Below are 18,642 nucleotides of genomic sequence, written 5' to 3' on the forward strand. Positions count from 1 at the left end.
CTTTTCCGAGTTGACGCAGGCCGCTATTAAGCACTCTGCAACCCAAAACAAACCAGATCACAAGGAGATGCACGCTATGAACTCTATTACGACCAAAGACGGCACCGAGATTTTCTTCAAGGATTGGGGTCCGAAAGACGCGACGCCCATCGTGTTTCACCACGGCTGGCCATTGAGCGCGGACGACTGGGACAACCAGATGATGTTTTTCTTGCTCAAAGGCTATCGGGTGATCGCGCACGACCGCCGCGGTCACGGGCGCTCGACCCAAACCTGGGTGGGCAACGAAATGGACACCTATACCGCCGATGTCATCGAGCTGACCGATGCGCTCGACCTTAAAGGTGCGATCCATGTCGGCCATTCGACCGGTGGTGGTGAAGTAGCGCGCTACGCCGCTCGAGCCAAACCGGGACGCGTTGCCAAGGCCGTACTGATCAGCGCGGTTCCCCCCATCATGGTTAAGTCAGAGAAGAACCCCGGCGGTTTACCTCTGGAAGTGTTCGACGGGTTCCGTTCGGCACTGGTCGCCAGCCGCGCACAGTTTTACCTGGACGTGCCGTCGGGGCCGTTCTACGGTTTCAATCGACCCGGGGCCAAGGTTTCACAAGGCGCAATCGACAACTGGTGGCGTCAAGGGATGATGGGCGGTGCAAAAGCTCATTACGACTGCATCAAAGCGTTTTCCGAGACCGACTTCACCGAAGACCTGAAGGCGATTCAGGTGCCCACACTGGCCATGCATGGAGAGGATGATCAGATTGTGCCGTTTGCCGACTCTGCGCCGCTTTCGGCCAAACTATTGAAGCATTCCACCCTCAAGACGTACCCGGGCTTTCCTCACGGTATGCCGACTACCAACGCGGATCAGATCAACGCCGATTTGCTGGCGTTCATTCGCGGTTGAGCACTAACGTCGCGACGTCTGAAATGGCCGGTGCTGGAAAACACTAAACTACGAAACGCCCGCAGAACGATTTAGCCAATCTGTTGCATCGACCGGTTGAATCTACAGCCAATAGCGGACGTTCGAGCCAGAGCCGCACTCGGCGTTGAAAAAAGGCGCCATATTGGCGCCTTTAGCGGTATCAAGCGATTTTGATTACAACCTTCCCAAACGCCCCCTTCGCAAGATGCTCGTAAGCTTCTCGTGCTTTCTCGAACGGATACACCTGATCGATCACAGGACGAATCTTGTGTTCGTTGAGGAATGCATTCATCCGGTCGAACGATGAGCGCGGCGCCACAGCAATACCGCGAATGGTCGTCTGGCGAAAAATGAGTGGCATCAGATTGAGTTCAACGGTCTGCCCGGTCAAAAAGCCGATCTGCGCAATACGCCCGGATGCCTTGGTCGCGGCGACCGATTGATTGATGCCGCTGCCACCGGCCACATCGAGCAGCAGGTCCACGCCTTTGCCTTCGGTCAGCCTCAGTACCTCGTCTGCCCAGTTCGGAGTAGTTCTGTAGTTGACGCCCGCTACGGCTCCCAGCTCCTGCACGGCTTGCAGATTCTCGTCGCTACTCGACGTTGCGATCACCTTCGCGCCAAGCGCAGTAGCGATCTGCACGGCAAATATGGACACACCGCCAGTGCCTTGAACCAACACGGTTTGCCCGGGCTGAATTTGTCCAAAGTCTACCAGCGAGTACCACGCCGTGAGCGCGGCAATCGGCAGCGTCGCTGCCTCTTCATCGCTCATGTTGTCTGGCGCACCAACGGCGCTGTCTTCGTGGATGATCATGTATTCGGCCAAACCGCCAGGCAACGGCGAACCGAAACAGTAATCCGGCTCATTCGGCCCAGGCTCGCCATCCAGCCAACGGGAGTACAGATGCGAGTTGACCCGATCACCGACTTTGAAGCGCGTGACGCCGTCACCGACCGCGACCACTGTGCCGGCTGCATCGCTAACCGGGATCAGGGGTTTGGGCACCCTATGCGGCTCATAGATGCCATCAACAATCGCCTTGTCGCGAAAGTTGAGTGAGACAGCGCCGACCTTTACGAGCAACTCGCCGGTCTTGGGTTGCGGGGTCGCTGTCTCTCCCAGTTGCAGGTTGTCGAGTCCGAAATCTTTCAATAACCAAGCTTTCATTGCGAATCTCCAAAACGAGTCAATGGCTGCAAACCGCAACGGCTTCGCCTTGAGCACATCTTTCGCTTTTGGGGGCGCGCAATAAATACGTAAAAAAGGACATGATTATTCTATCCTGAGGCAACAATTGTATTAGGCAAGGTAAGACATCATGGAATTGCTGCAATCAATGCGACTGTTCGCCAGGCTTGCTGAACTCGGCAGCTTCACTAAAGCCGCCGAGTCGCTGGACATCGGGCGGCCTCAGGTCACCCGTTACATCCAGGAGCTGGAGACGTCATTGGGCGTGCGCCTATTCCAACGCACCACGAGAAAGGTGGCGCTCACCGCCGAGGGCGAACGGTTCTATGAGCGGGTGCAGGAAATTCTCGCGGATATTTCTGCCGCGACCTCGATGTTTGACCGCACCGGAGCAACGCTCATGGGCCGACTTCGAGTCGATATCCCGACCGCTTTCGCGCAAATGGAGTTCATAAGAAGTCTGAAAGAATTCACTAGAACCTTCCCCGGCATCAACATGGTACTGGGCGTGACCGATCGAGCCGTTGACCTGATAGGTGAAGGCATCGACTGTGCGTTACGTATAGGTGATTTACCGGACTCGACCTTGATCGCTCGCCCCATCGCGATGGCAACCATGGTGACATGCGCAGCTCCCGAGTATCTGTATGAGCACGGCGAACCCGAGACACTCGATGATCTAGTGTCCCATCGAGGCGTCAACTTCTTGTCCGGTCAGAGCAACAGGACACTGCCTTGGCACTTCTCGGTAAAGGGTCAGGATCGAGCGTTTGTCAGTAACGCAGGTATCACAGTCACCGAGTCGAATGCGTACGTTCAGTGTGGCGTGTCGGGCTTCGGAATAATCCAGGCGCCAGGCATCACCGTGGCCGAGCATTTGGACAGTCGCGCTTTGGTGGAGATTCTAAAACCCTATCGGCCAGCCCCTCGTCCTGTGTCGGTGCTGTACCCAAGCCGGACGCACCTGGCACCGCAGGTGCAAGTTTTTATTGAATGGTTGCAAGAGCGTTTTCCGCAGCTCCACTCTGACTGGCTGGAACAATAAGCGATCAAAAAAATCGCTACAACGCGTCCGAAAGCTGCCAGCCCCAAAACCATTCCCGCGTTAAATCAGCCCCCATCGTTTGACGGTGCCCGACAGTCATTCCAAACCTCACGTATCACCTCCTTAAGCATCAGCGCCTCGGCCCAGCGATCGGTGATGTCGCGTCCGTCGGCACCCGTAATGGCATAAGGCGGCGGGCCGAGTTCACAGGTGAAGGACAGGCTGTCGGGCGTGTTCGGTCGGGCCAGCCAATCCTCGATCCCATAGCGCCACCAACCCAGGAAACGCTCCAGCCAGGGTCGATGCTGGGCGAAGCTCAGGGGCACCTGGACCTGTTCGCCGTTGGCGACACGACCATGAAAACCCCAACTGTGGCGCAGGATGGTGTGTATCTGTTCGTCGTCCTCGGCGGTGGCCGGCTCTGGCAATTCGCGGCCTACGACATAGTGGGACAAGTCGGCCAACAGTTTGAGGTCGGGCATTTCAGCGAGAATGTCGAGGGTGAACAACAGGTCACTGGTGAGGCGATAACGGTGGGTTTCCAGCAGAACGGGAAAGTCCACCTGCTCGGCCAGACGCTGCCAGCCTTCGATCAGTTCAATAGCTTGCTTCAACGTGCGCGGTCTCACGTCTGCTTGCAGCGTGAGGTGGTGGCAGCCGTAGCGGGATGCGACATCGATCGCTGCCGCCAGATCATCCACGGTGCGGGGGAACACCTGCCCTTCGATTTGCAGGCCCTGCGCCTTGGCGGCGGCATGCAGGCGTGCGGCATGTGGCGCGACCCAGAAATGGTCGGTGATGCCATCGAAACCGGCGGCGGCGATTTTCTCCACTTGCGCTTCCAGGGGAAGGTCGCATTGGCCGCGGTGATCTTGCATGGCCCACTGGGACTGAAAGACCAGAAATTCACGCATGTCAGTTCCTCAGCAGTTGTTTGAGCGGTACATCGGCGTCGGCCAGAGCGTCTACCGAGAGAGGGTTATGGTGAGCGATCAGCCGCTCGCAAAGCTTGATGTCTTTGGCGATGCTATTCCCCTGCCCCCAGCCGCAAGCGCCTTGAAGACGTTGCTCGGCATCGAGGTAGAACGACAGGAAACCGCCACCGGGGGTTGTCCGGCTCGCGGCGGGTTGTGTGTTTGCGATCACGCCCACGGTCTGCAATCCCCAGTCGTATTGATCGGACCAAAAACCGGGAATGACCTCGAAGGGCAACTCGCCGCCCAACAGATTCAGGGCGGCGTGACGACCTTGGGTTTCGGCGTTGCGCCAGGTTTCCTGACGCTGGAAAACGCCTTGCGGGTTCAGACGAAACTCACAGACATCGCCCGCCGCAAAGATGTCCGGCGCACTGGTGCGCAGTCGGGCATCGACGCGGATGCCCTGGCCGACCTCGAGTCCTGCGGCCGCAGCCAGTTCAGTGTTGGGTTGCATGCCGATGCCCACCACCACCAGGTCGCAGGGCAGCAACTCGCCGTCGACCAGTTGCACGGACTCAGCGTGAGTAGCGCCCTGCACCGCCTCAATGGCCACATTCAGCCGGACATCCACGCCCCGACTGCGATGCAGTTCCAGCAGGACACTAGACAGTTGCTCCGGCAACACTCGCCCCGCCAAACGCGGTCCGGCCTCGAGCAAGGTCACCGTGCAACCCAAGGCTCGGGCGGTGGCGGCGACTTCGAGTCCGATGAAACCACCGCCGATGATCACCACCCGCGCGTCGGGTTGCAACGAAGCGCGCAGTGCCAGGGCCTCGTCATGGGTACGCAGATAAAGCACATTGCCCAGATGCTCGGGCACCGAGGCGAGTCTGCGCGACCGCCCTCCTGTCGCCAATAACAGCCGCGCGTAATGCAGCCAGTTGCCGTCGGCCAACTGCAGACGATGCTGCTGCGGATCCAGGCATTTCACCGGGTTGCCGGACAAGTGTTCGATGTCCAGATCGGCGAGCTGAGCGGTGTCGCACAGGCTGTAACCCGCCAGATCGACCGTGCCCTGCAACAGCCCCTTGGACAGCGGCGGACGTTCATAGGGCGGGTGGGACTCGTCGCCTATCAGAATCAGGCGGCCGCTATAACCTTCACCGCGCAAGGTCAGGGCCGCACGGCCACCCGCATGCCCGGCGCCGACGATGATCAATGGAGCATTGGCAGGATTCATGGCACAGACTCCGTGCAGTTAAACCGTGATGGCGAGCAGCACACGCCCCGCCTCGACCCGGACTTCATAGGTCTTGAGGTTGACGCACACCGGTGCGCCGAGGGCTTTGCCGGAGCGGTAATCGAAACGCCCGTTGTGCTTGGGGCACTCGACGACATGCTCCATCACCAGGCCATCGGCCAAGTGGATGGACTCATGGGTACACAGGCCCGCGGTGGCGAAAAACTCGCTGTCGGCGGAGCGGTAGACGGCATAGGTGTGCTGGCCATGGTCGAAACGAATGACATCTTCTTCGTCGATATCGCCCACGGCACATACATCGATCCATTGATCGGTCATGGCGTTTTCTCTTGTAGTGGTACACACAGGAAGGTGTCCTGTGGGAGCGGGCTTGCTCGCGAAAGCGGTGTATCAGGCGACATCGATGTTGACTGTGACGCCGTCTTCGCGAGCAAGCCCGCTCCCACAGGGGTTGTGCCTATTGGATGTCAGCCCGGCATTGCTTCAGGTTGTGCCCGGACGGTTGCGGCGGCTTTGGTGCTTTGTGGCAAAGGACGAGAGACGAAATGAGTCGGGTCTTTGCGCTGCTTCCAGATGGTCGGGATGATTTCCTTGAAGGCCTCGAACAGACTGGTGTAAGGCGGCGGGCAGTCGTTGCGAATCTCCTCGTGAAGCTGCGCCAGCGCGTGAAAAGGCACCATCGGATACATATGGTGCTCAAGGTGATAGTTCATGTTGAGGTACATGAAGCGCAGCACCGGGCCCATATAAATCGTGCGGCAGTTGCTGCGGTGATCGAGTACATCCTCAGCCAGGCCGACATGCTGCGACAGGCCGAACAGGTAGGACAGCCAACCGCCATAGAGGGTCGGCAGACCAATAAACATCAGCGGCAACCAGCTCTGCATGTACAGCGCAGCGCCCACGGTGAGCGCATAAATCGCTAGCCAGACACGTGCGTCCCTCACCACCTTGGGCCACTCGGACTCGGGGATGAACGTCTGTTCTTCTTCACCCATCCGCCCTACCGCATGCTTGCAGACTGACCACATCGTCTTCAACGCATAAGGCATTCTGAACAGGCTCAGCACCATATTGATCAGGCTTGGCGGACGCGGTTCGACGATCTCCGGATCGCGGCCGACGATGACGGTGTCGGTGTGGTGCCGTGCATGGCTCCAGCGCCAGACTTGGGGTTCGAACATGAACATGAAGCTCGACAGCTGATAGACCGCATCATTCATCCAGCGGGTCTTGAACGCCGTACCGTGACCCGCTTCGTGCCAACGGGCATTGGACGCCGTGCCGTAGAGCATCCCGTAGACGAAGAAGAACGGAACGCAGGCCCAGGAGCCCCAGAGCCAGTAACCGCCGAAGCCGGTCACGACCATCGCCGACAGCCAGATCGCGGTATCAAGCAAGGCCGGGCCATCGCGGCGCTGCATCAATTCCTTCATGCGTTTACGAGAAATGGGGGATTGGTACCAGCTTGCCGATACCAGGCCTTTTTGCGCCGCTCGGGCGGCTTCGGGGCCGGTCAATCGATAATCCCGAGGCTCGGGCTTACCGGGGTTTTCAAAGGCTGCGTTTTGTTCAGGCATTTTATTGTTCTCCGCAAGCTTGATTGTTTTAGGCACTTTTCGACGCGGGATCACATCGCTGGGGAAAATATAGAGAGCGCAGAAATCACCCTCAAGCCCTTGAATACATTCCCTATCAAGCTATCATCCAGGCCCATTGAAGCTTGATAGTTTTCTATCAAAGCGCTTGCGGGGCCCGCCATGAACAACACTAAACGCCCAACCATCGCCACCGTTGCCGAACACGCTGGCTTGAGTGTCGCCACCGTGGACCGGGTGCTCAACGCCAGGGCTCCGGTCAACCCGGACACCGCCGAGCAGGTATTCCAGGCCGCCGAAGCGGTCGGTTATTTCGCCGCCAGGCTGATCGGCCAGCGGATCCGCGAACGGCGTCCCACCTATCGTTTCGGCATCCTGCTGCTCGGCACCGCCCAGGCCTTCTATGGCAACGTGGCCACCGCCATCACCGAGGCGGCGCAGCGTCAGGCTGGCGCCAACCTGAGCATTCAATTCGAGTACGTTTTCGATCGCACGCCCAGCGCGATCATTGCCCAGATCGAACAACTGGCGGTGCAGTGCGATGGTCTGGCGGTGGTCAGCTTCGCGCATCCGCTGATCAATGCCGCCATTGCGCAGATCAGAGAAGCCGGCGTGCCGGTGATCGCAATGCTGTCCGACATTCATGAGGCGGCGGATGAGCCTTACGTCGGCCAGGATAATCACGAGGTCGGACGTACCATGGGTTGGCTGATGGCTCACACCTGTGGCGCCCGCAAAGGCAGTGTCGGGGTGTTGCTCGGCGGTCACCGTTTTCTTGGCCATCAGGCGCGGGTCGAGGGGTTGCGCAGCTACCTGGCGGAACGCGCCCCGGGGTTGCGGCTGCTGGAAGCGGTGATCAATCTGGACAATTGCGACATCACCGAAGAGGCGACGCTGGACCTGCTGGCGCGGCATGACGACTTGCGCGGTTTGTGCGTGGTCGGCGGTGGCGGCGACGGGGTCATCAATGCCCTGTCGCAACTGCCGAAGCAGCCGTCGCTGTGCTGCATCCTGCAGGAGTCGACCGAGCTGTCGCGACAAGCCCTGGATCAGGGATTGATCAGCCTGGTGATCGACTCCCAGCCGCGATTACTGGCAACCGCGCTGGTCGACTTGCTGGTCGAGCTGCAGACCACGCCAGACTTCGATCCGAGCCGGCATCGAATCCATATTCCATTGCAGATCATCACCTCAGAGAACGCCCGACAGTGAACCTGTGAGTGGTACCGAGTTTCGCAGACACACTAAACCTGTGGCGAGGGAGCTTGCTCCCGCTGGGCTGCGTAGCAGCCCCAAAACCAATCACTGAGTTTCTTCTGAAAGACTGAGACAAGACCTATTGGGGTCGCTGCGCAACCCAGCGGGAGCAAGCTCCCTCGCCACAAGGTCATTTTCAGCCTGTCAGAGGTTGGGTTCCGAACGGAAAGCATCGGCGCTCAACCCGAACCGATTCATCTTGTTGTACAACCCGCCGCGAGAAACATTCAGCTGCCTCGCGGCCAGGCGGATGTTGCCGCGGGTATCCCTGAGGGCCGCGATGATCGCATTCATTTCATGGGTGCCAAGGTCCAGGGCAGCCCGGGGCTCGGGCACACTTCCCGGCGTCGACTGACGCAGCCTTTGCTTGATTTCAAGCGGTAGATCAGCTGGCTGAATCAGTTCGGTCACCGCCAGATTGGTCGCGCGCTCGATGGTGTTTTCCAACTCGCGAACATTACCCGGCCAGCTGTACGCCGAAAGAATATCCAACGCCTCTGGCGAGATGCCCTGCACCGATTTGCGCAACGACCGGGTGCAACGATTGAGAAAATGTCGCGCCAGCAATGGAACATCTTCCCGGCGCATCCGCAACGGCGGAACCGTCAGGTTCAGCACATTGAGCCGGTAGTAAAGATCCTCACGGAACGCGCCATCGGCAACCGCCTGGCTCAGGTTGCGGTGGGTGGCGGCGATGATGCGTACATCCACTTGCCGGGATTTTTTCGCGCCCACGCGAGTCACCTCACCTTCTTGCAAAACGCGCAGCAGGCTGACCTGGGCATCGAAAGACATGTCACCGATTTCGTCGAGGAAAATCGTTCCGCCATCGGCCAATTCGAACTTCCCGGCAGAGCCTCCACGGGCCGATCCGGTAAAGGCACCCTCGACATGACCAAACAGTTCACTCTGCACCAGATCTCGCGGAATGGCCCCGCAATTGACCGCCACAAACGGACCGCTGCAACGCTCACTGGCGTTATGGATCGCCTGGGCAAACAGCTCCTTGCCGGTACCGCTCTCACCGAGGATCAGCGTGGTCGAGTCACTGCGACTGGCAATCCGCCCCAGGTGCAACGCGTCCTGTATGGCTCGCGAACTGCCTTGAATGGTCTCGAAGGTGTAGCTGGCTTGAGTGCCGATTATTCGCCGGGTAATTTCCCGGATGCGCCGGTTCTCGCGCAACGAAACAATGCGCCCACCCTGCTCCAGTGGGCACACCGACACCAGACACGCCAAGAGGCTGCGATCATGCAGCTCAAACGTGCAATCCAGATCTCTTATCCCTTCATACTGCTGCCCTTCCCCGCCGCGCAGCAGAATCTCATCGGTCAGTTCGCTCTGGCCCAGACGCTGGAACGGGCTGCCCAACAGGTCCCGGCCGACACGAAACAATTGGCGGGCATAGCGGTTGAGCGCCTTGATGCAGCCCCGCTCATCCAGCACCACGAGCCCCTCGTTGAGCACTTCGAGGACGGTTTGCTGTTCTTCCAGCAGAGCTTGCAGCGCCATCTGCCGCGAGACCGCTTCGGCCGCCGCCTGGACGGTGCCCAGCGTATGGAAATGAAACCACCCCGGCTCGGCGGTCAGGGTCAGCATGGCCAGCGTCCTGCCCTGCGCATCCCGGATCGGCGCGGCGGCACAATGCATGCGCCGGCGACGCAGACCGATCCCGAAGTTTTCCTCGGCCAGCACATACACCAAGCGATCTTCGGCAATCGCCAGCCCGGTGCAGTTGGTGCCCTGCACCGACTCCAGCAGTCGACTGCCCACAGGCGTAAGGTCCAGGCCGCAGAAATACAGGGTCGTGCCTGCGGCATCGGTCAGATTGATATGGCCCCTGGGATTGTAAGCCAGCAATCCCTTCATGACCTCCGCCGCCGCGGCGATCAAGGCACGATTGGCCGCCAGCGTTGCAGCCAGAACGGTCGGGGCGACAAACCGGTATTCGCCATCCTCAGAATCGAGACCGGCACTGACGCTGCGCAGCCAGGAATCCCAAATGACCTGCCTGACCCCGGCAGGTCGATCGATGCGCCCTTTCAGGCAAGCCAGCCAAGCCTGGTCCAGCTCGGCGATCGGTCCTTCGTTCAACGACGCAGGACCGAGTGCGGTGATGTAATCGAGGTCTTGCGCGCTGAAGGCTGTCAGCTGTGGGTTCACCATCGTCAGATCCACTTCCATGTTCACGTTTTAGACATGTCAGTGTAGACATGTCATGGGAATGAACACATCTTTCAAAAAATATTAATTAAACCCTTGAATATCAATGAGTTAAATATTGGCACAGCCCTTGCTCCCTTGATTGACGCCAGCAAGGACATTCCTGCTGCGAGTCATTGAACAACAATAAAAGGGAGTCATTTCATGAGTACGTCCAAGATCATCCGCCTGGGTCTCATCGGTGCTGGCCGCATGGGCAGCTTTCACGGCTTGACTGCCGCCAGACACATTCCCGGCGCCTGCCTGGCCGCCATCGCCGACCCAACACCCGGTCAAGCCGCCCGCCTGGCCGCAGAGTTGGGTGTGCAACGGGTCTATACCGATCCACAGCAACTGCTCGATGACCCGGAAATTGATGCTGTCTTGATCGCCGCCCCCGCCCGCAGCCATGCCGAGTTGGTGATCAGTGCGGCCCGCGCCGGCAAAGGCGTGTTTTGTGAAAAACCCATGGCCATCACCCTCGACGAGGCGGACCGCGCCATCGCCGCAGCCGCCGATGCGCGTGTGCCGCTACAGGTCGGCTTTAACCGCCGCTTTGCCAAGAGCTTCAGGGCCGCCCACCTGGACGTGGTCGCCGGCCGTATCGGTACGCCGCAACTGCTGCGCTCGCTGACCCGCGACCCGGCGCTGAACAACCCGGCTGCCTCGCCGCAGTGGGTGATTTTCCTCGAAACCCTGATCCATGACTTCGATACCCTGCGCTACCTCAATCTCGGTGCCGAAGCGGTCGAAGTTTTTGTCATGGCCGATGCCCTGATTGCACCGGACTACAAGGCCAAGGGCTTCCTCGACACCGCCGTGGTCACGATCCGTTTCGACAACGGCGCCATCGCGACGGCCGAGGCCAATTTCCAGGCTGTGTATGGCTACGATGTTCGAGGGGAAGTGTTCGGCAGCGCTGGCATGCTGATCATGGGCAGCCTCAATGACTCTGACCTGGTGCGCTATCTGGCCAATGGCATCCAGGCCGACACTCAGCGCATGGACACCGACCTGCTGCGTGATGCCTATGTGGCTGAGCTCAACCACTTTGTCGATTGCCTGCGCACCGGCGAGAAACCACTCGCCAGCGGCGAAGATGCCCGGGCGGCACTGGCCATTGCCCGCGCGTGTATCGAGTCCTTCCAGCAGGGCAAACCTGTGCGCGTGCAAGGAGCCCAGTCATGAGTTTCACACCGTTCAAACTGGCGATCAGTGCCGAGATGGTCTTCCTCGATCTGCCATTCACAGAGCGCGTCAAACGCATTCACGCGCTGGGTTTCAGCGCCGAACTCTGGGACTGGACGAAGAAAGACATTGCGGCCCTTGTCGCCACGGGCGCTGACTTCACCTCGATGACCGGCTACATCTCGGGCAACCTGACCGACCCCGAAGACATCCAGCACCTGCTCGACAGCGCACGAGAATCCCTGGCCGTCGCCGCACAACTGAATTGCCCGAGCCTCAACCTGCATGGCACCGGTTTGGGCGACCAAGGCTTGCCGGTCAAACCCGTGGCCCACACCACCGGACGCATGTGGCTGAGCGCCTGCAAGACCCTGGAGAAAATCGCTCGCCTGGGCGAAGACGCAGGCCGGGTATTCTTGCTGGAAAACCTCAATACCGAGGTGGACCACCCCGGCACGCCCTTCGCTCGCGCCGACGATACCCTGGCGCTGATCGAGGCCGTGGGCAGCCCTCATTTGAAGATGAACCTGGACCTTTACCATGCCCAGATCGGCGAAGGAAACCTGATCGAACTGATCCAGCGCGCCGGCAGCGCCATCGGCGAAATCCAGGTCGCCGATGTCCCCGGCCGCATGGAACCCGGCACCGGCGAAATCCATTATCCGGCCATTGCCAAAGCCTTGTTCCGCATGGGATACACCGGTGTCGTCGGGCTTGAGGGCTGGGCCAGCGGCGACAGCGAAGCGGCACTTGAACGCTTTCGGCAAGCCTTCACGCTGGATTGAGGACGCTGGCGCTCTCGGCGGGTTTGATTCAGAGAGCGCCAGAAACCCTCACGTTTGATCTTGATGAATTTCAACTCATAACAAAAAAGGAAAAACCATCATGCGTCGCTGCACACTTCTTTTTGCCACGCTGTTATTCCTCTTCAGCCAATGGGCCGCCGCCAGCTATCGCATCGGCGTCAGCATTGCCAGGGTTGACGACAACTTCATGACCTATGTGCGCAGCGGCCTGGAAGATGCCGCCAGGAAGGAAAACGTCGAGATCCAGTTCGAGGATGCCCAGGGCGATGTGGTTCGCCAGCTCAATCAGATTCAGGGCTTTCTCGGCCAGAAGGTGGATGCCGTCATCGTCCTGCCCGTGGACACCGCCGCCACCGCCAACATGACTCGCGCCGCCGTCGAAGCGAAAATACCGCTGGTCTACGTTAACCGCCATCCGGACGAACGCGTCCTGCCCAAAGGCGTGGTCACGGTCGCGTCCAACGACGTTGAGGCCGGGCAGCTGCAAATGCGCTACCTGGCTGACAAGATGGCGGGCAAAGGCAACATCGCGATCATCATGGGCGACCTGGCGCAGAACTCCACGCACGACCGCACCGAAGGCGTCAAACAGGTGCTCAAGGACTATCCCGGGATCAAGATCGTCGAACAACAAAGTGCCGAGTGGCAGCGCAACAAAGGGATGGACCTGACCAGCAACTGGCTGCTGGCCGGCACCGGCTTCGATGCCATCGTTGCCAACAACGACGAGATGGCCATCGGCGCCGCCATGGCACTGCAGCAAGCCGGTAAAGCCAAGGGCGAGATTGCAATTGTCGGCATCGACGGCCTGCCTGACGGCCTGGCGGCCATCAAGCGAGGAATGCTCGTAGCCTCCGTGTTTCAAGACCCCAAAGCCCAAGCGACCAGCGCGCTGCAAGCGGCCATCAAAATGATCAAAGGGGAGCCGGTCGAGACGGATGTCTGGGTGCCCTTTCAGCTGATCACGCCGGAGCAGGTAGCGGTGTTTGAGCAGCATTATAAATAGCGTCAAACGGTTGCGGCCTACTCCTCAAAGCGACCCGTGGCATCACGATGTTTGGCGCACGGATGCGCGCCCTTGCCAACCAGGCACCGTGCAGATACTGTCAGCTTCATGAATCAACCACGCATTGCCTCGACCACCACAACCACGACCGCCCAGGGCGGGTCGTGAGAGGTGTCGTGAGCCAATAACGCACGAACTTCAAAGGCCCGCCAGTGATGGAGAGGGCCTTTTCTTTTGCCCTTGTGTCACTGGTCCAAACGCAAGAAAAAGCACTATGCATGCACTGTTGATTCTCGATATGCAGGTTGGATTGTTTCATGGCCCGGATAAACCCTGGGCTGGCGAAGCGCTGTTAAATACCTTGAATAGCCTGCTGAGCAAAGCCCGGAAGGCAGGCGCACCAGTTTTCCTGGCTCGCCATGTGGGTCCGCCTGGCTCGCCTATCGAGCCTGCGAGCCCGTTGACACAACTGGTGCAGGAACTGCTGCTACAAGGCGACGAAGTGATCTTCGAAAAAAGCCGACCCAACGCTTTCGCCATGACTGATCTGGCCGATCGGTTAAAAGCGTGTGAATCTCAAGGTGTGGTTATTGCCGGAATGAAGACCCAGTATTGTGTCGACAGCACCTGCCGCGCCGCACGAGATCTTGGGTTCGATGCAGTGCTGATCGCCGATGGTCATACCTGCGCCGACACCCCTGCGTTGACGGCCGAAAATATCGTCGCTCATCACAATGCAACCCTGGCGGGCCCATTCTGTCGTGTCGTTCGCGCTGAGAACTGGCACTTCTGACCAACGTTGATAGATCGGCTCAGGCTGGGTCGATCTATCCTTCGTCGGCGTCGTTTCCGCTTGAGCCCGAGCGTGTCAGATATCGGGCCTGACACTACTCGCTCGTTCCATCTAACGAGCCATTTTCTAATTTTTGCACTCCGACAAAACCACGTGGCAGGTACCCGGCGTGCCACCGGATCGGCCGGCATAGCGTATGCAATTAGTCAGGGATTTTTCGCGCGCCATGCTCAAGGTTGAGCCCCAAGCCAGGCCACCTTCACCAGCGGTGGGTAGCGCTTTTGCATAACAGCTTGAGCCTATGTTTGAGGCCGAATAGCGAGCCGTGGAAACGTTGCTTGAACATCCCGCCGTCAGCGCCAGGTTGATGACTAACAGGGAGAGTAGAACCCATGACGAGCATTGGCACGCTGTTGTTCCGGTCATCCCGTTTCCCCTGTAGCAAGAGGCATGAGCCACGTTTGTGCTCGTGTACTATTCAGATTAGACGGTGTTGTGCCTGCCCTTGGCTCCGTTCAGCGGACTGATTTGCGCGGGCCTGCCACTCTCCGGAAGTTGCCAAAATAGCCCGGTTGCCTACGCTACTAAAATGTATGCATCAGTCCCTATTTTGGAGAACCGAGATGATCAGCAAAAACACGATTTGTCTCTGGTACGACGGCACCGCGCTGGATGCTGCGACGTTCTATGCCGAGACGTTCCCGGACAGCGCTGTGGGAGCTGTCTTTCACGCACCGGGCGATTATCCGGCGGGCAAACAGGGCGATGTCTTGACGGTCGAGTTCACGGTGATGGGCATTCCTTGCCTTGGGCTGAACGGGGGCTCGGCGTTCAAGCACAACGAGGCTTTCTCGTTCCAGGTGGCGACCGACGACCAAGCCGAAACAGACCGCTTGTGGAACGCGATTGTCAAAAACGGCGGCCAGGAAAGTGCATGCGGCTGGTGCAAGGACAAGTGGGGACTGTCATGGCAAATCACCCCACGCGTTCTGACAGCGGCGATAACCGATCCTGATCGAGCGGCGGCCAAGCGCGCGTTCGACGCCATGATGGGGATGATAAAGATCGACATCGCTGCGATTGAAGCGGCTCTGAAGGGTTAACCAGCGGTGCCTGGGGTTGGCGCGCTTGGACGTGTCGGATGTGGCCGGTGCTGAAGCCGGGTACTGAAAAACTGTAACCGGCAGATATCGGCCAAAAAGCCTCCATGTTCAGGCCGCTTTGCACGTCAACCACGCCCCCCAGAAAAGACTGCTGAAGAAACGGGTGGCATCCCCAAATCCGGCGTCATGCAACAGCTTTTGAACCGCCGCCTCGGAGTGTGGAGGGTCCGCACCTTGAAGGATCTTCCCAAGCTTGACCTTCACTTCATCCGGGCTGGCTCCATGCTGCCGCCACCGTTGCCCCCAGGCAGCAAGCAGTAACGGCTGGCTGGCATAAGCATATTGATTCCCCGCGACAATCAGCGGTGCATCCGGCTTTAGATGAGTCCGAATGGATCGTAAAATTTGTCGCTTGGTATCATCTCCATCGAGATGATGGAGTACACCGATCAAGGTGGCTGCGTCGTATGATTCGTCTGCTGCCAGGTCTTCAACATGCCCAAGATGCATGGTCGTTCTTTCAAGCAAGTTGTTCGCCTCTAACTGCTGCTTTGCTGCCTCCAGCATCGGCTCGGATGGATCAACGGCAGTGAAGCGCCAACCCGGCTCAAGCTTGGCCATAGCAATAATCTCCTGCGCCGTGCCCCCAGCGCCCACTACCAGTATTTTTGCCATGCTTGTATTACCAAGGCTTGCCGCCAGCATGCACGCCGCCAAGTCTTGGCAAGCGTCATATCCGGCTAGTGCAATACGGCTCTGTCGTCCGTACTCATTGGCTCGTGAGATATCAAATTTTCCAGCAGCGTTGAGAGGGTATGATTTCAAGGCGGTTCTCCATGTCCTTGAATCAAGCTACGTTATACCCAGCAATAATAAAAATTCATTAATTTTATGTATTGCATTCCCGTAAGGAATATATAGCCCAAACATTTTTCTCGTCTGCTTAAGCTGATTCAGCCTTGTGGCGACAGTTAGCTTTGGGTCGGTTGCAGCTCTTCCTGACAGACCGCTATCGGCCAAGAGCAGCCGTCCAGCCCATCAAAAAAACGGACGATTTACTGCTTCACCATGGGGTGACAGAAATGGGCTACCTTGTTGACCCATTTACTCATAGCTCAGGGAGAGCGTCATGTCTGTAGAGATCCAGCTTTCGGAAAACGCGACCGAAGCAGAGCGGTTAGGAATTTTGACTTCTTTACTGGCCCATAATCTGGCCAACGGTGGGGATGACGCCCATGAAACATTTGCCCTGTTGCTACGAGACCCTGACAGTAATGAAGTTATAGGCGGGCTATACGGCAAGGTCTCATATCAATGGCTGCTCATTGATCTTGTCAGCGTTCCCGAGTCGATGCGTGGCCGAGGTATCGGAGAGCGGCTAATGCGCATGGCCGAAGATATCGCTCAGAAAAAGAACTGCACTGGTATTTGGCTGGAGACCTTCAGCTTTCAGGCACCAGGCTTTTATCAAAAACTGGGCTACTCCGAATTCGGACGCCTGGCAGACTATCCACCGGGACATACCCGACTCTATTACCAGAAGCTGTTGTGCTGACAACGTTTTGATCTTGGCCAGATAACTGCTTCATAGCAGACCAATTTCAGCCAATGCTGACCGTCAGCTTTGGGTCGACTGCTGCCCTTCACTGCAGGCAGTAATCGGCCAGAAGCAGACATCCATTTACAGCACTCCACGACAGCAGCTGCCTCAGAGGCGTCGAGGCAGCTTTTCACACTTGCGACCTAAGCCTGAACCAGGTTGGAGATCTTGACGTCCGGATCGACCTCAGCCTCGTAGTCCACCCCTTCGATCCCGAAACCGAAGAGACGCAGGAACTCCGTCTTGTAACCGACAAAGTCAGTAAGTTCATAAAGGTTGTCATTGCTGACCTGATCCCAGAGTTGCTTGACGCGATTCTGGATTTCGGGAGCCAGCTCCTTGTAGTCCGCGCGCAGGCGACCCTCTTGATCCATAACTGGAGAATGGCCGTACAAGCTGTCTTTGTAGAGCGCGTAGACCTGCTCGATACACCCCTCGTGTGTGCCCTGCGCTTTCATGACTTTAAACAACAATGACAGATACAGCGGCATGATCGGAATAGCTGAACTTGCCTGGGTAACCACCGCTTTCAATACCGAGACCCGCGCATCGCCCCCCAGCACAGCCAACCGTTCACGGATACCAAGGACTTTCTGATCCAGGTCCTTCTTGGCCGCACCAATGGAGCCATTCCAATAGATGTCATGAGTCAGTTTTTCGCCCAGGTAAGTGAACGCGGTCGTTTTCGCCCCATCAGCCAAAACACCCGCTTCGTGCAGGGCATCGATCCACATCTGCCAGTCTTCGCCGCCCATCACGGCCACCGTGCCATCGATTTCGCTTTGGGTCGCGGGTTGTAGCGTGGTGTCCTTGACCACTTCCTTATCAGTATCCAGACCCCGCAAGGTCACGGCCTTGTCGAGCGGCTTGAGGGTAGAACTGAATACTTCACCCGTCTTGGGGTGTGTCCGGCGCGGTGCGGCAAGACTGTAAACAACCAGGTCGACCTTCCCGAAGTCGCGCTTGATAACGTCGATAGTCTTCTGTTTGATCTCATCGGAAAAAGCATCGCCGTTGATGCTCTTGGCGTAGAGGCCGTCGGACTCGGCAAACGTGTGAAAGGCCGCTGTGTTGTACCAGCCGGCGGTGCCGAGCTTGCCCTCATCGCCTTCACGTTCGAAAAACACACCGAGAGTGCTGGCGCCACAACCAAAAGCTGCCGTTATCCGCGCAGCAAGTCCGTATCCGGTCGATGCACCGATCACGAGTACGCTCTTTGGCCCTCCGGTGATCAATCCTTTCGTAGTAACGTAATCGATCTGATTCTTTACGTTGGCTTCGCAGCCAGTGGGATGGGTAGTCACACAGACAAAGCCGCGAACGCGCGGTTTAATGATCATAAAAGTTCTCCCTCTTCCAGGATGAGAGCCAACCTTGGCTACAAAGTTATAGACGCCTGGAAAGCTGGAACGTCACGATGGAAGATCTGCAGCGATTGGTGCCTCGCCAAGCAATACTTGAACAAATCCTTCCTTCTAGTCATATGGCATTGGCCGACCTCGAGCCGGGCAAGAGACTGCGACGGTCTAGCCTCGACCGTTGCAGTGGGTGGTCAGACGTCCGTCTGTTCCGCAATTTCCAGGGCGTCATCGACCTCGATCCCCAGGTATCTGACGGTACATCCAAGCTTCGTACGGCCAAGCAGGAGTCGCATTGCTCTCAGGTTCTTCGTCCTGCGATAGATTAGCGATACCTTGGTTCTCCGTAGCGTGTGGGTACCGTACATGGTTGGTGTGTCCTGCATCG

Annotated in this window: 18 protein-coding genes and 1 pseudogene; 9 read left to right on the top strand and 10 right to left on the bottom strand. The window is 58.2% G+C overall.

The annotated features are described in order from the left end of the window. Positions 1 to 76 precede the first annotated feature (76 nt). Complete coding sequence (locus tag BK662_RS21960; protein ID WP_123359813.1) at positions 77 to 907, top strand: alpha/beta fold hydrolase; 831 nt, start codon at positions 77 to 79, stop codon at positions 905 to 907. 181 nt (positions 908 to 1,088) lie between these two features. Here BK662_RS21960 and BK662_RS21965 read toward each other — a convergent pair whose 3' ends face one another. Next, positions 1,089 to 2,099: a zinc-dependent alcohol dehydrogenase family protein gene (locus BK662_RS21965; RefSeq protein WP_123359814.1), complete on the bottom strand. Its 1,011-nt coding sequence runs from the start codon at positions 2,097 to 2,099 to the stop codon at positions 1,089 to 1,091. 151 nt (positions 2,100 to 2,250) lie between these two features. Here BK662_RS21965 and BK662_RS21970 point away from each other — a divergent pair, with 151 nt between their 5' ends. Continuing rightward, on the top strand, positions 2,251 to 3,165 hold the full coding sequence (locus BK662_RS21970) for a LysR family transcriptional regulator (protein WP_123359815.1): 915 nt from the start codon (positions 2,251 to 2,253) through the stop codon (positions 3,163 to 3,165). A gap of 65 nt (positions 3,166 to 3,230) precedes the next feature. On the opposite strand, the gene BK662_RS21975 is transcribed toward BK662_RS21970, so the two are convergent. The 4 genes from BK662_RS21975 to BK662_RS21990 form a co-directional block, all read right to left on the bottom strand. Then, the gene (locus BK662_RS21975) at positions 3,231 to 4,079 is read right to left on the bottom strand and encodes a sugar phosphate isomerase/epimerase family protein (protein ID WP_123359816.1); all 849 of its coding nucleotides are present in this window, start codon (positions 4,077 to 4,079) and stop codon (positions 3,231 to 3,233) included. Between the two features lies 1 nt (position 4,080). After that, positions 4,081 to 5,322, bottom strand: coding sequence for an NAD(P)/FAD-dependent oxidoreductase (locus BK662_RS21980; RefSeq protein WP_123359817.1), 1,242 nt, complete (start codon positions 5,320 to 5,322; stop codon positions 4,081 to 4,083). Between the two features lie 18 nt (positions 5,323 to 5,340). Beyond that, on the bottom strand, positions 5,341 to 5,661 hold the full coding sequence (locus BK662_RS21985; protein ID WP_123359818.1) for a MocE family 2Fe-2S type ferredoxin: 321 nt from the start codon (positions 5,659 to 5,661) through the stop codon (positions 5,341 to 5,343). A 149-nt stretch (positions 5,662 to 5,810) separates the two neighbouring features. Then, positions 5,811 to 6,923 (bottom strand): fatty acid desaturase family protein, encoded by a 1,113-nt coding sequence (locus BK662_RS21990; RefSeq protein ID WP_123359819.1) that lies wholly within the window; start codon positions 6,921 to 6,923, stop codon positions 5,811 to 5,813. A gap of 180 nt (positions 6,924 to 7,103) precedes the next feature. Between BK662_RS21990 and BK662_RS21995 the strand changes: the two genes are divergently transcribed. Beyond that, entirely contained in the window at positions 7,104 to 8,153 is a 1,050-nt protein-coding gene (locus BK662_RS21995; protein ID WP_123359820.1) for a LacI family DNA-binding transcriptional regulator, read from the top strand. 189 nt (positions 8,154 to 8,342) lie between these two features. Here BK662_RS21995 and BK662_RS22000 read toward each other — a convergent pair whose 3' ends face one another. Beyond that, positions 8,343 to 10,364, bottom strand: coding sequence for a sigma-54 interaction domain-containing protein (locus tag BK662_RS22000; RefSeq protein WP_185047174.1), 2,022 nt, complete (start codon positions 10,362 to 10,364; stop codon positions 8,343 to 8,345). 201 nt (positions 10,365 to 10,565) lie between these two features. Between BK662_RS22000 and BK662_RS22005 the strand changes: the two genes are divergently transcribed. The 4 genes from BK662_RS22005 to BK662_RS22020 all read left to right on the top strand — a co-directional run bounded on the left by BK662_RS22005 (position 10,566) and on the right by BK662_RS22020 (position 14,193). After that, positions 10,566 to 11,588 carry a Gfo/Idh/MocA family oxidoreductase gene (locus BK662_RS22005; protein ID WP_123359821.1) on the top strand — a complete coding sequence of 341 codons (1,023 nt, stop codon included), beginning with the start codon at positions 10,566 to 10,568 and terminating at the stop codon, positions 11,586 to 11,588. Further along, positions 11,585 to 12,373, top strand: coding sequence for a TIM barrel protein (locus BK662_RS22010; protein WP_123359822.1), 789 nt, complete (start codon positions 11,585 to 11,587; stop codon positions 12,371 to 12,373). Before BK662_RS22005 ends, BK662_RS22010 begins: the two co-directional genes overlap by 4 nt. A gap of 100 nt (positions 12,374 to 12,473) precedes the next feature. Next, positions 12,474 to 13,400, top strand: a complete 927-nt coding sequence (locus BK662_RS22015) for a sugar ABC transporter substrate-binding protein (protein WP_123359823.1) — start codon at positions 12,474 to 12,476, stop codon at positions 13,398 to 13,400. A gap of 274 nt (positions 13,401 to 13,674) precedes the next feature. After that, positions 13,675 to 14,193, top strand: a complete 519-nt coding sequence (locus BK662_RS22020) for an isochorismatase family protein (RefSeq protein ID WP_123359824.1) — start codon at positions 13,675 to 13,677, stop codon at positions 14,191 to 14,193. Between the two features lie 126 nt (positions 14,194 to 14,319). Here the strand turns inward: BK662_RS22020 and BK662_RS35480 are convergent, their stop codons facing one another. Then, entirely contained in the window at positions 14,320 to 14,619 is a 300-nt protein-coding gene (locus BK662_RS35480) for a hypothetical protein (RefSeq protein ID WP_123359825.1), read from the bottom strand. A gap of 197 nt (positions 14,620 to 14,816) precedes the next feature. Between BK662_RS35480 and BK662_RS22030 the strand changes: the two genes are divergently transcribed. Continuing rightward, positions 14,817 to 15,296, top strand: coding sequence for a VOC family protein (locus tag BK662_RS22030; protein ID WP_123359826.1), 480 nt, complete (start codon positions 14,817 to 14,819; stop codon positions 15,294 to 15,296). A gap of 108 nt (positions 15,297 to 15,404) precedes the next feature. On the opposite strand, the gene BK662_RS22035 is transcribed toward BK662_RS22030, so the two are convergent. Further along, positions 15,405 to 16,121 (bottom strand): class I SAM-dependent methyltransferase, encoded by a 717-nt coding sequence (locus tag BK662_RS22035; RefSeq protein ID WP_123359827.1) that lies wholly within the window; start codon positions 16,119 to 16,121, stop codon positions 15,405 to 15,407. 304 nt (positions 16,122 to 16,425) lie between these two features. Here BK662_RS22035 and BK662_RS22040 point away from each other — a divergent pair, with 304 nt between their 5' ends. Next, complete coding sequence (locus BK662_RS22040; RefSeq protein WP_123359828.1) at positions 16,426 to 16,851, top strand: GNAT family N-acetyltransferase; 426 nt, start codon at positions 16,426 to 16,428, stop codon at positions 16,849 to 16,851. A 188-nt stretch (positions 16,852 to 17,039) separates the two neighbouring features. Here BK662_RS22040 and fabV read toward each other — a convergent pair whose 3' ends face one another. Then, a complete protein-coding gene (gene fabV, locus BK662_RS22045; protein ID WP_123359829.1) occupies positions 17,040 to 18,236 on the bottom strand; it encodes an enoyl-ACP reductase FabV in 1,197 nt (398 codons plus the stop codon). A gap of 212 nt (positions 18,237 to 18,448) precedes the next feature. Next, a pseudogene (locus BK662_RS35475) lies at positions 18,449 to 18,628 on the bottom strand (integrase); the annotation flags it as partial. Positions 18,629 to 18,642 lie beyond the last annotated feature (14 nt).

Source organism: Pseudomonas frederiksbergensis, from assembly GCF_003732275.1.
In the GTDB taxonomy this organism is placed as follows: Bacteria; Pseudomonadota; Gammaproteobacteria; order Pseudomonadales; family Pseudomonadaceae; genus Aquipseudomonas; species Aquipseudomonas frederiksbergensis_H.